This window comes from Paracoccus amoyensis (assembly GCF_014490725.1).
GTDB lineage: Bacteria > Pseudomonadota > Alphaproteobacteria > Rhodobacterales > Rhodobacteraceae > Paracoccus > Paracoccus amoyensis.
This window is the reverse complement of sequence record NZ_JACOQL010000003.1, coordinates 498860-512790: the sequence shown is the minus strand read 5'-3', so window position 1 is coordinate 512790 and position 13931 is coordinate 498860. Positions and strand designations below refer to the sequence as shown.

Genomic DNA, 13931 nt, shown 5'->3' with positions numbered 1-13931 from the left:
GCTTACCCCTGTGGCCTAGCATCGGCCAAGAGGGAAGCCAATGGCGACGGTGGCAAGACCCACGCTTCTGTTAACGCGCCCCTATGCGGATTCGCAGCGATTTGCTGCGATGCTTCCGGAATGGAGGGCCATTATCTCTCCGATTCTGGAAATCGTGCCTGTGGCGCATGACGTGGATGTGGTGCGCAGCGCCCAAGGGCTTGTCTTTACCTCTGGCCACGCCATCGCATCGGCGGGTGCGGGCAGGGGCAGGCTGGCGATTTGCGTCGGCCCACGAACGGGCCAGCTGGCCCGGCGGGCGGGTTTCAAGGTTGTGGAAGGCAATGGCTTTGCCGAAAGCCTGTTGCCCCTGATCGCCGCCGCAGAAATCCCCTTGCTGCATCCCCACGGGCGACATCTGGCCCGTGAATTGCCCGTGAAAAATGTCGTCGTCTATGATCAACTGCCGCTTGCACTGACGGGCGCTGCACGGGATCTGCTGGCGGTGACTGACCCGGTTGTCGTGCCGCTGTTTTCCCCGCGTTCGGCCCGGATTCTTGGGCAGCAGGTTTCCCACGCGCAGGCGCCGCTTTGGCCTGTAGCGATCAGTCGGGCGGCCATGGACGCCTGGAACGCCCCGGCTGTGGCACGAAATATCGCCAGTGAACCCTCATCCCGTGCTATGGCTGCGGCAATTCGCCAGCTACCTGTTAGGGAACATTAATCATCACTGCGGGTTGAGCAGATGGCCGCGCCTTATTAGGCTGTCATCAAAATCAATGCTGCCACTCTAAATGCTGCCACTGGGCCACTATGGCGCGCGATAACGAGGACTGCCGTGAAAAAGCCAGAAGAATCCAAAACCTCGGGCACGCCGAAGCCGAAAAAGACGTCAACCAATTCTACGGACACTGGCCTGACCGCCAAAAAACAGGCGGCCCAGAGGGGGACGATTAGATCGCAAGCTGTTGAACCCGGTGAAGGCAAGGCTGCTGCTGCCAGCGGTGGTAGTATTGAGCCCGTGAAGTCCAATCTGGTCGGGAACAAGATCGAAGGATTGCCCGCCGCCGTGTCCAGGACCGCTAAGCCCGAAGAAAAGCCCATGCCATCAACGCCAAAGACACCCGAGTCGCCATTGAAGCTTGAGACGGCGAAAGCCGAACCTGCGAAACCTGAGCCAGAAAAGTCGCAACCCGCCAAACCCATGACCACGACATCACAGCCGCCCAAGGCCGCACCCGAAAAACCCACACCCGAAAAGCCCGTAGATGCACAGCCGGCAAAACGTGAACAGGCAGGCTTCTGGCCGTTGGTGTTTGGGGGCGGTGTCGCTGCCCTGATCGGGGGCGTCGCGACCATCATGGCGTTACCGTTTCTACCGGCGTCATGGTTGCCGGAACAGCAGACGGCCGAGATTGACGTGGCAGCGATTCAAAGCAATGCCACAAGCGCCGCAGAGGCTGCGGCTGACCGTCGGATCCAGGAATTGCAGGCCCAGTTGCAAGCGGTCCCGACATCTGACGATGCGACGCGGGATTTGGCAGCGATGCAACAGCGCATCGACGCGCAGGCCCAGCAGATTGATCAATTGTCGAACCGCCCGGCCTTTGATCCGGCGCTGGCCGAACGCCTGCAGACCCTGACCGCACAGGCCGCTGCGTTGGAAAACCAGATCCAGACCGCTGCTGAACAGGCGCAAACGCAAATCACCGCTGCACAGGTCGAGGCTCGGAAGCTGCAAGAGGCGGCCGAGGGAAGCACGCGTCGCGCCGAGGCCGTGGCTGCGATCGCCTCGCTGCAGACGGCACTGGATCGTGGGCTGCAGCCAGACGAAGCACGACAGACGATGGAAGGGGTCGGCATCGAAACGCCTGATGCGCTGAACCGTGAAATCGCCAGCCTTGGAACGCTGCAAAGCGAATTTCCCGATGCGGTGCGGGCCGCGCTGCGGGCCGCCCTGCGTGAGGAAAGCGCTTCGGGACAAGGCAATGTTTTTACCAATTTCCTGCGCGCGCAAACCGGGGCCCGTTCGGTCGAGCCGCGCGAAGGCAACGATCCAGACGCCATCCTGTCGCGCGCCAATGCCGAGGTCGAGGCCGGTCGTATCGGCAATGCGCTGACTGAAATGGAGGCCCTTCCTGATGTGGCAAAAAACGCGCAGCTGATGGCTGAATGGACTGCCAAAGCTACGGCCTATCGCGATGCGCAGGCCGCGCTTTCCAGTCTTTCAGCCATGTCGAATTGAGGGCGGTATCATGCTGATTTCCGTTATGAAAATCGTAGCCTTCTTTGCGGTTGTCTTGGCTTTGGCGCTGGGCGCCATTCATCTGTCAAAAACAGGGCAGGTGTTGCATCTTGAATATGGCGGCCAAGAGATTGCACTGACCCCGCTGAAGGCCATCGTCGCGCTGCTGGTTCTGCTGGTATTAACTTGGGTCGCCCTGAAGCTTTTGGGGCTATTGCTGGCCTTTATCCGTTTTATCGCGGGCGATGAAACTGCAATCAGCCGCTATTTTGATCGCTCACGCGAGAAAAAGGGCTATCAGGCGCTTGGGGATGCTGTGTTGGCGATCGCTTCCGGCGAAGGCAAACTGGCGCAGGACAAGGCGGCAAGGGCCGAGAAATATCTGCAACACACGCATATCACCAACCTGCTGTCCGCGCAGGCGGCAGAGGTTGCCGGCGATAAAAAACTGGCCAATCAGATTTATCGTCAGTTGCTCGAGGACGACCGCACCCGTTTCGTCGGTATCCGTGGACTGATGCGTCAGAAGCTTGAGGATGGCGATACGGCAACCGCACTTCTGCTGGCCCAGAAAGCCTATGCGTTGAAGCCGCGCCACAAGGAAATTCAGGACACGTTGCTGGAACTGGAAATGCGCGAGGGCGACTGGAAAGGAGCCCGCAAGATGCTGAAGGAAAAACAGCGTCTGGGCGAAATTCCAAAGGATGTTCAAATTCGTCGCGATGCCGTTCTGGCCCTGCAAGAGGCCAGCGATGTTCTGGCCAAAGGCACGTCCATCAGCGCAAGGGAAGCTGCAATTTCCGCTGCCAAAGCTTCGCCCGACCTGATCCCTGCCGCCGTTCTGGCTGCACGCAGCTATATCGCCCAGAACGACGCCCGCAACGCTGCGCGCTTATTGGAAAAAACATGGTCGGTGCGTCCGCATCCCGACGTCGCCGCGGCCTATGCTGAAATCGAGCCGAATGAGACGCCGACACAACGTCTGTCCCGCTTCAACCGCCTGATCGAACGCAATCCGAGCGACGAAGAATCGCGGTTGTTGAAGGCCGAACTGCTGCTGACGGCCGAGGATTTCCCGGCTGCTCGTCGTGAGCTTGGTAATCTGGCCGAGACGCATCCGACGGTGCGCACCCTGTCGATCATGGCCGCGATTGAACGTGGCGAAGGCGCGGATGACAGCGTCGTTCGTGGATGGCTTGCGCGTGCCCTGACCGCGTCGCGCGGCCCGCAATGGTGCTGTGACAAATGTCAGAATATCATGACCGACTGGGCACCTGTCTGTGATAGTTGCGGTGGCTTCGATACGCTCAGCTGGCGTGAGCCGGTCGAAAAACGCGGTGCGGCCTCTGCAACCGCCGGGGCAGAGCTGCTGCCATTGCTGGTTGGTGCGCCAAAGCGGGAACAACAACCGGCGGCCGACCCGACTGACGTTGTCGAACCTGACAGCGTTGTGGCGTCGCGCGCCGATAAGCCGCAACCGGAAGACGCTGAACTTCTGGACGCGACCTCAGTGGTCAAGGCTGACGAGCCCACCCCTGAAAAGCCTGCACCGCAAAAAGCAGAAACGCCCGAGCCAGAGACCGAAAACCCGGCTACATCAATGCCGGAAAAAACTGTTTCAGGGCCCGTTGGACCGGCACCAACGCCAGATTTGAAACCAACGCCGACGCGGGATGAGGAACGCGAAATGGTTCGCCCTGACGTTGTTCCACCTGACGAGGCCGATTGGACCGAAGGCAAAATCAAACCATAATCGGATGAGGGGCGCGAAAAATGTTCGCGCCCCTCTTTCCACCTACGCCGGAACCTGTTATCCGGCGCACCACAACCAAGTGCCGATGTAGCTCAGCTGGTAGAGCACGTCATTCGTAATGATGGGGTCGGGGGTTCGAGTCCCTTCATCGGCACCAGGTTGTGAGATTCTCATCAAATCTTAAGAATGTCGATCTGGGCATCGTTCAAGCCTGCGCAGAAGACCTGCGGTGCTTCGTTTTATGCGACGTCTCGGGTGGCGCTGTGCGGGCGCGGTGGACAGCCGTCCGGGCGCGGTCAACGCATGACGGCCCCGACGCCCAGTCGGTGCTGGATCGCACAGTTGCCCAGGGCTCTGGCGCTCAGGCGAGATCGCGCAGTTTTGGCTCGCGATCCCAGTACCTCAGTTTGGCCGCCTCGGGCAGCGTTGCCAGATCAGTAACGCCTTCGTCTGCCTCAATCCCGGCACGATCCAACAGCGGCTTCGCCCCTTCGCTGGCACCAATGGCCTTAAGATGCGCGAAGGCGTCCGAGACGAAACCAACAGCGGCGCTGTCCTTGGCCAGCTTTTGCGCCGCCTGCTGTGTCAGCACCAAGGCCACCGCATCGAACAGCACCGAGGGCGAGCCGGCGAGTTGGCCGTCGGCCTTCATCGTCCCGCCCTCAAGGGAAATCCCGCCGACACTCGGAGCGATGGTGAATGCTGTGCCCTTTGCGGTCTCGACCGCCTTTTTAAGCTTGTCGATCTCGGCCTTGCTCGACCCTTCGTCAAACAGGATCGCGACCTGCCGCCCCTCCAGCGTCCGCTGCCAGTTCTTCTGGATCGACAATGCCTCAGACGGATCAAGGTCTAGCGGTTGGATAACGGCCTTGGCCGGCGCTGGCAGGTTCATGCCAAGTCCCTTCGCAACCCGCTTGCCCAGATCTGGATGCAGCACCTGCAAATGGCCCAGCATCCGTTCGCGGATATGGGGCAGTCCGACCTTGGACAATTCGAACACCATGGCCGAGGCGATATGCGCACGCTCATTGTCGGTCATCGAGTTCCAGTACATGCGTGGCTGGCTGTAGAAATCGCCAAAGGATTCTGCGCGCATCCGCAGCTTGTCACCCTCGACGTGCTGCTGGGCCGTGCGGAAACCGGTGCTGACCGGTCGCGGGCCGGGATCCTCGCCGGCCTCGTTCAGGCTGTTCGGCTCGTAATTTGCGCGGCCCTTCGGCACATGGGTCTGCATCAGCCCGTCACGCTGCATGTTGGCAAAGGGGCATTTCGGTGCATTGATCGGGATCTGGTGAAAATTCGTGGTCCCCAGCCTCGATTTCTGTGTGTCGAGATAGGAAAACAGCCGCCCCTGCAGCAGGGGATCATCCGTGAAGTCGATCCCCGGCACCACGTTCGAGGGCAGGAAGGCGGCCTGTTCGGTTTCCGCGAAGAAATTATCCGGGTTACGGTCCAGCACCATCCGGCCGATCACACGCAGGGGCACGATCTCTTCGGGGATGATCTTGGTCGCGTCCAGCACATCATAGGGCAGCGTCTCGGCCAGTTCCTTGTCGAAGACCTGAACGGCAAAATCCCACTCTGGGTGGTCCCCGCGTTCAATCGCTTCCCAAAGATCGCGGCGATGAAAATCGTTATCCGCTCCCTGTGTTTTCGCGGATTCGTCCCAGACGAAGGATTGCGTGCCAAGTTTCGGGCGCCAGTGGAACTTGCAGAACGTCTCTTCGCCCTTCTCGTTCACCAGTTTGAAGGTGTGGACGCCAAAACCCTCCATCATCCTCAGGCTGCGCGGGATGCCACGATCCGACATCGCCCAGATTAACGTGTGCAGAGTTTCCGGCATCAGCGATACGAAATCCCAGAAGGTGTCATGCGCGGATGCGGCCTGGGGAAAGGCGCGGTCGGCCTCCATCTTGACCGAATGGATCAGGTCCGGGAACTTGATCGCGTCCTGGATGAAGAAGACCGGGATATTGTTGCCGACCAAGTCCCAATTGCCTTCGTCAGTGTAGAACTTGACCGCAAAGCCACGAACGTCGCGCGGGGTGTCAACCGAACCCGCACCGCCTGCGACCGTCGAGAAACGGGTGAAGACCGGGGTCTTCTTGCCTTTGGCGGAAAACAGGCTGGCGCGGCTGATTTCAGGAATCGGGTCGGTACATTCGAAATAGCCATGGGCGGCAGATCCGCGTGCATGAACGATCCGTTCCGGAATGCGCTCATGGTCGAAATGGAAGATTTTCTCGCGCAGCACGAAATCTTCCAGCAGGGTGGGTCCGCGCACGCCGGCCTTCAGGCTGTTTTCGTTATCCGAGATCGGGACACCGAAATTCGTGGTCATCGCCGGGTCGTCGCCAACGGCGATCTGGTGAAGCTCACCTGCGTCGCCGCGCTCGGTCTTGAATTTTTTGTCGTCGGTCATCTTTTCCTGCCTTCCTGAAAGTGGGGTGGCAACGGCGATGAACGCCGCCTTGAAAAGGCAACGGACCTTCAGTGGGCAGGTTCCCGGAATAAACTTATCTGAAGCGGAAGATCGCTCGGTCCGGATCAGAGCGCCCCGCGATCTTGGCAGCAACGATCTGGGCGCCGATCATCGAAAAGGTGATGCCATTGCCGCCGAAGCCCATGATGGTGTGAATACGTGTGAAGCCCGGAACAGTATCGATGATCGGCAACCCGTCTTTCGTCACGCTGAACGGTGCCGACCAGCTATAGGCGGGTCGGCCGATGTCGACGCCCGTCAGGTCGTGCAGTTTGCGTGCGATGATGGTCGCCTTCCGCACCAGCTTGTCCGGGTCGGAATTGGCGGCCGCGGCATCTTCATCTTCGCCGCCCGCGATGATCCGGCCCGCGTCATCGGTGCGGAAGTAAAGATAGGGGTCAGAGGCTTCCCAGACGATGGTCTGTTTCATCCAGTCCGGCAGTCGCGTCAGGGGCCGTGACGCCAGGGCCCAGGTCGATGTGACATGATGGGTCGAGGTCTTCATCTGCGGCAGGAATTCGTAGCCGGTGCAGAACACCGCGTGGTCCGCTGTCACAACCTCGCCCTGTCGGGTGGCAAGCGCAATGCCGCCAGGCAGTTCGGCCATGTCGGTGATCTCTATGGGCGAGATCACCCTCGCGCCGCGCTGCATCGCCTGCGCCAGCAACCCTGCCGTCAACTGCGCGGGATTGGCCGAGGCAGAGGCGACGGAACGGATCGCGCCCGTCCGGTTCATCTGGTATTCATTGGCAAGATCGGTCGCGTTCAGGTATTCGGCCTCGATGCCGATTGCACGGCGTGCCTCGGCCTCGGCCTTCAAGGCGCGCTTTCCCATCTGATCACCGGTCAGATACAGCGCCGGTTTGCGCGCCATCGCACAGTCGATGCGAAGGCGCTCAACCAGGTCGACCAGATCATTGACGGCCTTTACCGAACGACGCCAGGCGGCGTTTGCTTTGTCAGCCCCGATCTGGCGCTGCAACTTTGTCAATGGCACGTCTATTTCGTGCTGTATCATCGCCGTGGAGGCGGGCGTCGAGCCGCGAACAGGCGGACGCCGGTCCAGCACCAGCACAGAACGCCCTTGCGCTGTCAGCGCCTCGGCGACAAGGGCGCCGCTGATCCCGGTGCCGATGACAATGACCTCGACATGATCGACGTTCAGCGAACGCTCTTGCGATACGGTGGAATTCGGCGTCCTCACCCAGAACGGTGTTCCGGTCCTAAGGTCGTCTTTGCGGGTTTCTGCATCCCGGTCCGCCATATGTCCTCCAAACGCAGGCCGATCACACTTAACCCTTGGTCGGGGAAACGGTTCCTGTGACGGGCGGCAACACAGATGCCCCACGGTGCGGCGCATTCGCACGCACGCCGAACCAGATGCGCCGTTATGGCAAAGCCTTAGCGGCGCGCTTCGGTCAGCATCTTCAGCGCCAGACCCGCCAGCACCATTCCCATCAGCCATCGCTGGACGACAGCAAAGGTCGGGCGCCGCACCAGAAAGACCGCAATGCTGCCCGCCGTGATGGCAATGATTGCGTTCACGCTGACGCTGATGATGATCTGCGTTGCCCCCAGTGCAACGGATTGCAGCAGAACCGTGCCATGACCCGGCTGGATGAATTGCGGCAGCAGGGACAGATACATGACCGCGATTTTCGGGTTCAGCAGGTTGGTCAGAAAGCCCATCGCGAACAGCTTGCGAGGGGTGTCCTTGGGCAATGCCTTGACGTGAAAGGGCGATCTGCCGCCGGGCTTCACCGCCTGCCATGCCAGATACAGCAGATACAGCGCCCCCGCGATACGCAGCGTGTCATAGGCAAACGGAACCGCCATCACGATGGCGGTGATCCCGAAAGCCGCGCAAAGCATGTAGAACACAAACCCCAATGCGACGCCGCCCAAGGAAATCAGACCGGCAATCCGGCCCTGACTGATAGAGCGTGAAATCAGATAGATCATGTTCGGTCCCGGCGTCAGGACCATTCCAAGCGATATCAGGGCGAAGGCAAGAAGGTTGGAAAGCTCGGGCATGTTCGACCTGGGGCTATGACTGCGTCACCATAGGCATCATCGGGTCGGATGGACAATATCCCTTGGGAAAGCGCGGCCGGTTTCGGCCGCGCTTTTGTTGCTTCAACGCCAGTTCAGGGCCGGTGCGACATGTGTCAGGATGCTTTCCAGCACATGCACATTGTAATCGACACCCAACATGTTGGGGATGGTCAGCAACAGGGTGTCAGCCTCGGCAATCGCTTCATCCTCGCGCAGTTGGTCGATCAGCTTGTCCGGCTCATCGGCGTAGCTGCGGCCAAAGATATGCCGCGTCTGCTCGATTGCGCCCACCTGATCAGAATCCTTGCCACCGCGCCCGAAATAGCGGCGATCTTCGTCATTGATCAGGGCAAAGATCGAACGGCTGACGGAAACACGCGGCTTGCGATCATGGCCAGCTTTTTCCCATGCGTCGCGATACATGCGGATTTGTTGCGCCTGCTGAACGTGGAACGGCTCTCCGGTTTCATCGGCCTTAAGGGTGGAGCTTTGAAGGTTCATACCCATTTCGGCGGCCCATTCCGCGGTCGCATTGGTCGCAGCCCCCCACCAGATCCGGTCACGCAGGCCCGGCGAATGCGGTTCCAGCCGCAACAGGCCGGGTGGGTTGGGGAACATCGGGCGTGGATTGGGCTGCGCAAAGCCTTTTCCATCAAGCTGTTGCAGGAACACTTCGGCATGGCGACGGGCCATGTCTGCCTGCGTCTCATCCTCGCCCGGCTGATAGCCGAAATACCGCCACCCGTCGATCACCTGCTCGGGTGAGCCGCGACTGATACCCAGCTGCAAACGCCCGTTCGAAATCAGGTCCGCCGCACCCGCATCTTCAACCATATACAGCGGGTTTTCATAACGCATGTCGATGACGCCGGTCCCGATCTCGATTTTCGAGGTGCGGGCACCGATGGCCGCCAGCAACGGAAAGGGCGAGGCAAGCTGTTGGGCAAAGTGGTGAACCCGGAAATAGGCACCATCGACGCCAATTTGCTCTGCGGCCACGGCCAGATCAATGGACTGGTGCAAGACATCCGAGGCGGATTTGACCTGTGAACCACGGTCAGGGGACCAGTGCCCAAAGGACAAGAAGCCGATATTTTTCATGAAACTGTTCCTATTTCCAATACTGGTCTTTTGCGCAATTAGGCTGCGCTACCAAGTTGACAGGAATGTAGGTATTCAGCCCATGCGGCTGCAAGGCCGGGGAAAGATCGCTATTTCAGCAGGCTGGCTGCGGTGGTCTCGTCCGTGATCAGTCCGTTGATCACCCCGGTATGCAGTGCCCCAAAAACCGAATCGCGTTTGTCGGGTCCGAAGGCCGCTGCAACAACCAGTGCGCGTTCCGTGCTTGGCAGCTCGGCCGAGGCTACACGCTCGTTCTTTGGCAAAAACTTGCCGTTGATGTCATAACTATGGCCCAGAATCTCTCCGACAGCACCCTGTTCCTGCAGTGCAAGGATTTCGGCCATGGTCAGAAAGCCATCCTTTGCCAAAGGGGCTTCGGAGCCCATTGAGCCAAGTCCAATCAGCGCAACCTGAGCATGCTTGGTCATCTCCATAACCCGGATATTGCCCGGCTGACGATGCAGGGCATCGCGCTCTTCCTTCGAGGTTGCGATGACCGGAACCATCAGCGGAAAGGATCTTGCCGTGACGATATCAGATAGCGAAAACAGGACATTATAATATGCAGCAGAACCGTCCGCCGAGATATTGCCGGTCAACGAGGCGATCCTGTGCTGCGGGCAATCTATTCGCGCCATCTGTGTCACAGCGGCGCGCAAGGTGCGTCCCGCGCCAACCGCCAGTGTAATCGGGGCGCCTTGCTGTAAGTGCGACTCGATGAAGTCGGCAACGGCCATGGCGACACCCGTCTGCCCCGCCGCTGCCGGAGTGATCGACGCCATTTTCAGCCCGAATCGCTTTTGCAGGTCTTTTTCCAGGCTGAAACAACTGGTCAGCGGGTGATCTATGCGCACTTTGACCAATCCCGCGGCCAAGGCTTGCGCCACCAGACGTTGTGCAGTTTGGCGCGAAACCCCCATCTCTTGCGCGATTTCATCCTGCGTTCGACGGGCGACATATGACAACCAGGCAGCGCGCGCGGCCTGTTCCAACTTGCGGTCGTCCCTCATCTGGTAGTCCTTTCAGTCAGTTAGGCCTTTCAGCCGTCGCGAACGCTGAACAACACTTATGACGCGACGTAAAAATGCATTTGACAATTTTACCTCATCCTATGAGCATTTGCCAATGCTCTGGGCAAATAACGCCCCTGGGGGGAGCGATGAGGAGGAACAAGGTTATGAAGATGACAATACGCAGCCTGATGGGGGCATGTGCGCTTACAGCTTTGGCAGCGCCGGTCATGGCCGAGACACTGACCATTGCGACCGTGAACAATGGCGACATGATCCGTATGCAGAAGATGACCGCGCCTTTTACCGAGGCGAACCCGGACATCGAGCTGGAATGGGTGACGCTGGAAGAAAATATCCTGCGTGAACGTGTGACAACCGACATTGCGACCAATGGCGGCCAGTATGACGTGCTGACCATCGGCACCTATGAGGTTCCGATCTGGGCAAAGCAGGAATGGCTGGTGCCGCTGAATGACCTCCCGGCAGAATACGACACCGACGATTTGCTGCCACCGGTTCGTCAGGCTTTGTCAGTCGATGACACGCTGTATGCTGTGCCGTTTTATGCTGAATCGGCGATGGTGATGTATCGCACCGATCTGGCCGAGGCTGCCGGCGTGACGATTTCGGAAAGTCCGACCTGGACCGAGATCAAAGCCGCTGCTGAAGCAATGACCGACAAAAGCAAAGAGCAATACGGCATCTGCCTGCGCGGTAAGCCCGGCTGGGGCGAGAATATGGCCTTTCTGACCGCGATGGCCAACAGCTATGGTGCGCGTTGGTTTGACCCAGAGTGGAAACCGCAGTTCGACAGCGCAGAGTGGAATGCCACGCTGACCGATTATCTGGATATGATGACCAATTACGGGCCGCCCGGCGCATCGTCGAACGGCTTCAATGAAAACCTGTCGCTGTTCCAGCAGGGCAAATGCGGCATCTGGATTGACGCCACGGTGGCGGCCAGCTTTGTGACTGATCCGACCAGTTCGACCGTTGCCGAGAACGTCGGCTTTGCGCAATTCCCGAACAAGGAAGGCGTGGATAACCACGGCAACTGGCTGTGGGCATGGAGCCTTGCGATCCCGGCATCGTCCGACGCGCCGGACGCCGCCAAGAAGTTCGTCGCCTGGGCAACCAGCAAGGATTATACAGCGCAGGTCGCTGAAGCCGAAGGCTGGCGCGCCGCACCTCCGGGGACGCGCACGTCGCTCTATGAAAACGCTGATTATCAGGCCGCTGCACCTTTCGCGGCCATGACACTGACAGCGATCGAGGGCGCCAACACCCAGAAATCATCGGTTCAGGATATCCCCTATACCGGCGGTCAGTTTGTGGCGATCCCGGAATTCCAGGGGATCGGGACGGCGGTTGGACAGCAATTCTCGGCGGCTTTGGCTGGGCAGATGTCGGCGGCGGATGCGCTGACAGCGGCTCAGGCGAATACAACGCGTGAAATGGCTCGGGCCGGTTATCCCAAGTAAGCCCTGACAAAACCTGCATCGCCCGGCGATAGGTCGGGCGGTGCACCGACCCGAAATTCGCGCGAGTCCCGCGCCAATCGGAGGAAGCACGCCATGGCCACCCGCCAGACTCAAAGCCTTGCTCGGCTTATGCGCGCACCCGCAATCATCCTGCTTCTGATCTGGATGATCGTGCCGCTGGCAATGACGCTTTATTATTCGTTTCTGAACTACAATCTGTTGAATCCGGCAAGCACCAGTTGGGCTGGCTGGTTCAACTATCAGTATTTCTATACCGACCCCGCATTCTTCGAGGCGATCTGGAATACTCTGATCCTTGTTCTGGGCGTGCTGTGCATCACGGTGGTTGGCGGCATTCTGATCGCGCTGTTGATCGACAAGCCGATCTTCGGTCAGGGGATCGTCCGCATCCTTGTGATCTCGCCGTTCTTCGTCATGCCACCGGTGGCGGCGTTGATCTGGAAGAACATGATCATGCATCCCAGTTATGGCGTGCTGGCCGACGTTGCGAAATTCTTCGGGCTGCAGCCGGTGGATTGGTTCGCACAATTTCCGCTGTTCTCGATCATCGTGATCGTGGCGTGGCAATGGCTACCCTTTGCAACGCTGATCCTGCTGACCTCGCTGCAATCGCTGGATGGCGAACAGATGGAGGCGGCTGAAATGGACGGCGCATCGGCGCTGAGCCGTTTCTTTTATCTGACGCTGCCTCACATGGCCCGCGCGATAACCGTCGTGATCCTGATCCAGACGATCTTCCTGTTGGGGGTCTATGCGGAAATCCTTGTGACCACGAATGGCGGGCCGGGCAACGCTTCGACCAACCTGACCTACCTGATCTATCGCGCCGCCCGTCTGAACTTCGACATTGGCGGGGCCGCGGCAGGGGGCATCATCGCGGTCATTCTGGCCAATTTCGTCGCCATCTTCCTGATGCGCGCCGTCGGCAAAAACCTGGATTGAGGAGGCAAGGATGGCACGCGCTGTTTCGCAAAATACCAAGATCGGCTACACGATCGCGGCATGGTTGGTCGCTCTGCTGATCTTCTTCCCGATCCTTTACGCAATCATCACCAGCCTGAAGACCGAGCAGGAAGCGATTGCAGGCTTCGATCTGATCCCCAGCTTTACCTTGGAGAGTTACCGAGAGGTTCAGTCCCAGTATAATTACTTCCGGCCCTTCATGAACTCGGTCATCATCGCGATCGGCTCGACCGTCCTTGCGCTGATCGTGGCGGTTCCGGCCGCCTGGGCGATGGCGTTCGCGCCGACCAAGCGGACCAAGGATATTCTGATGTGGATGCTGTCCACCAAGATGATGCCTGCCGTCGCCGTGCTGGTGCCCATCTATCTGATCTTTCTGAAGACCGGGCTGATGGATACACGGATCGGGCTGGTCATCGTGCTGATGCTGATGAACCTGCCAATCGTGGTCTGGATGCTTTACACCTATTTTCGCGAAATTCCCGGCGAAATTCTGGAAGCTGCGCGGATGGACGGTGCCACGTTGGGGCAGGAAATCGTGCATGTCCTGACGCCGATGGCGGTGCCGGGTATCGCCTCGACGCTGCTTCTGAACGTCATTCTGGCATGGAACGAGGCTTTCTGGACCATCCAGCTGACAACAACGAATGCCGCACCACTTTCGGCCTTTATCGCGTCTTTCAGCAGTCCGCAGGGGCTGTTCTGGGCCAAGCTGTCGGCAGCATCCGTCATGGCCATTGCGCCGATCCTGATCATGGGCTGGTTCAGCCAGAAACAACTTGTCCGCGGCCTGACGTTTGGCGCGGTGAAATAAGGG

Annotated in this window: 12 protein-coding genes and 1 tRNA gene; 7 read left to right on the top strand and 6 right to left on the bottom strand. The window is 59.4% G+C overall.

What is annotated here, in order from left to right; genetic code table 11:
• Positions 1 to 40 precede the first annotated feature (40 nt).
• Positions 41 to 703 (top strand): uroporphyrinogen-III synthase, encoded by a 663-nt coding sequence (locus tag H4P12_RS11510; protein WP_187793807.1) that lies wholly within the window; start codon positions 41 to 43, stop codon positions 701 to 703.
• Between the two features lie 35 nt (positions 704 to 738).
• On the opposite strand, the gene H4P12_RS11505 is transcribed toward H4P12_RS11510, so the two are convergent.
• On the bottom strand, positions 739 to 1185 hold the full coding sequence (locus H4P12_RS11505; RefSeq protein WP_187793806.1) for a hypothetical protein: 447 nt from the start codon (positions 1183 to 1185) through the stop codon (positions 739 to 741).
• Between H4P12_RS11505 and H4P12_RS11500 the strand changes: the two genes are divergently transcribed.
• The 3 genes from H4P12_RS11500 (at position 1184) to H4P12_RS11490 (ending at position 4134) form a co-directional block, all read left to right on the top strand.
• Positions 1184 to 2224: a COG4223 family protein gene (locus tag H4P12_RS11500; protein ID WP_187793805.1), complete on the top strand. Its 1041-nt coding sequence runs from the start codon at positions 1184 to 1186 to the stop codon at positions 2222 to 2224. The two genes, H4P12_RS11505 and H4P12_RS11500, sit on opposite strands and share 2 nt — an antisense overlap.
• A 10-nt stretch (positions 2225 to 2234) precedes the next feature.
• Complete coding sequence (locus tag H4P12_RS11495; protein ID WP_187793804.1) at positions 2235 to 3977, top strand: heme biosynthesis HemY N-terminal domain-containing protein; 1743 nt, start codon at positions 2235 to 2237, stop codon at positions 3975 to 3977.
• An 81-nt stretch (positions 3978 to 4058) separates the two neighbouring features.
• A tRNA-Thr gene (locus tag H4P12_RS11490) sits at positions 4059 to 4134 on the top strand.
• Positions 4135 to 4338: 204 nt separating this feature from the next.
• On the opposite strand, the gene H4P12_RS11485 is transcribed toward H4P12_RS11490, so the two are convergent.
• The 5 genes from H4P12_RS11485 to H4P12_RS11465 all read right to left on the bottom strand — a co-directional run bounded on the left by H4P12_RS11485 (position 4339) and on the right by H4P12_RS11465 (position 10646).
• Positions 4339 to 6399: a catalase gene (locus tag H4P12_RS11485; protein WP_187793803.1), complete on the bottom strand. Its 2061-nt coding sequence runs from the start codon at positions 6397 to 6399 to the stop codon at positions 4339 to 4341.
• A gap of 94 nt (positions 6400 to 6493) precedes the next feature.
• Positions 6494 to 7663 carry an NAD(P)/FAD-dependent oxidoreductase gene (locus H4P12_RS11480; protein WP_343069811.1) on the bottom strand — a complete coding sequence of 390 codons (1170 nt, stop codon included), beginning with the start codon at positions 7661 to 7663 and terminating at the stop codon, positions 6494 to 6496.
• A 197-nt stretch (positions 7664 to 7860) separates the two neighbouring features.
• Positions 7861 to 8493, bottom strand: coding sequence for a LysE family translocator (locus H4P12_RS11475; protein ID WP_187793801.1), 633 nt, complete (start codon positions 8491 to 8493; stop codon positions 7861 to 7863).
• 102 nt (positions 8494 to 8595) lie between these two features.
• Positions 8596 to 9615, bottom strand: coding sequence for an LLM class flavin-dependent oxidoreductase (locus tag H4P12_RS11470; RefSeq protein WP_187793800.1), 1020 nt, complete (start codon positions 9613 to 9615; stop codon positions 8596 to 8598).
• A 110-nt stretch (positions 9616 to 9725) separates the two neighbouring features.
• On the bottom strand, positions 9726 to 10646 hold the full coding sequence (locus H4P12_RS11465) for a sugar-binding transcriptional regulator (RefSeq protein ID WP_187793799.1): 921 nt from the start codon (positions 10644 to 10646) through the stop codon (positions 9726 to 9728).
• 167 nt (positions 10647 to 10813) lie between these two features.
• Here H4P12_RS11465 and H4P12_RS11460 point away from each other — a divergent pair, with 167 nt between their 5' ends.
• The 3 genes from H4P12_RS11460 to H4P12_RS11450 all read left to right on the top strand — a co-directional run bounded on the left by H4P12_RS11460 (position 10814) and on the right by H4P12_RS11450 (position 13928).
• Complete coding sequence (locus H4P12_RS11460; RefSeq protein WP_187793798.1) at positions 10814 to 12130, top strand: ABC transporter substrate-binding protein; 1317 nt, start codon at positions 10814 to 10816, stop codon at positions 12128 to 12130.
• 93 nt (positions 12131 to 12223) lie between these two features.
• The gene (locus H4P12_RS11455; RefSeq protein ID WP_187793797.1) at positions 12224 to 13093 is read left to right on the top strand and encodes a carbohydrate ABC transporter permease; all 870 of its coding nucleotides are present in this window, start codon (positions 12224 to 12226) and stop codon (positions 13091 to 13093) included.
• Between the two features lie 10 nt (positions 13094 to 13103).
• Positions 13104 to 13928, top strand: a complete 825-nt coding sequence (locus H4P12_RS11450; RefSeq protein ID WP_187793796.1) for a carbohydrate ABC transporter permease — start codon at positions 13104 to 13106, stop codon at positions 13926 to 13928.
• Positions 13929 to 13931: the final 3 nt, after the last annotated feature.

Coding starts and splice junctions, on each gene's coding strand:
- H4P12_RS11460 (WP_187793798.1), top strand. CDS start 10,814: ATGAAGATGACAATACGCAGCCTGATGGGGGCATGTGCGCTTACAGCT.
- H4P12_RS11510 (WP_187793807.1), top strand. CDS start 41: ATGGCGACGGTGGCAAGACCCACGCTTCTGTTAACGCGCCCCTATGCG.
- H4P12_RS11495 (WP_187793804.1), top strand. CDS start 2,235: ATGCTGATTTCCGTTATGAAAATCGTAGCCTTCTTTGCGGTTGTCTTG.
- H4P12_RS11475 (WP_187793801.1), bottom strand. CDS start 8,493: ATGCCCGAGCTTTCCAACCTTCTTGCCTTCGCCCTGATATCGCTTGGA.
- H4P12_RS11465 (WP_187793799.1), bottom strand. CDS start 10,646: ATGAGGGACGACCGCAAGTTGGAACAGGCCGCGCGCGCTGCCTGGTTG.
- H4P12_RS11455 (WP_187793797.1), top strand. CDS start 12,224: ATGGCCACCCGCCAGACTCAAAGCCTTGCTCGGCTTATGCGCGCACCC.
- H4P12_RS11470 (WP_187793800.1), bottom strand. CDS start 9,615: ATGAAAAATATCGGCTTCTTGTCCTTTGGGCACTGGTCCCCTGACCGT.
- H4P12_RS11485 (WP_187793803.1), bottom strand. CDS start 6,399: ATGACCGACGACAAAAAATTCAAGACCGAGCGCGGCGACGCAGGTGAG.
- H4P12_RS11505 (WP_187793806.1), bottom strand. CDS start 1,185: ATGGGTTTGGCGGGTTGCGACTTTTCTGGCTCAGGTTTCGCAGGTTCG.
- H4P12_RS11500 (WP_187793805.1), top strand. CDS start 1,184: ATGACCACGACATCACAGCCGCCCAAGGCCGCACCCGAAAAACCCACA.
- H4P12_RS11450 (WP_187793796.1), top strand. CDS start 13,104: ATGGCACGCGCTGTTTCGCAAAATACCAAGATCGGCTACACGATCGCG.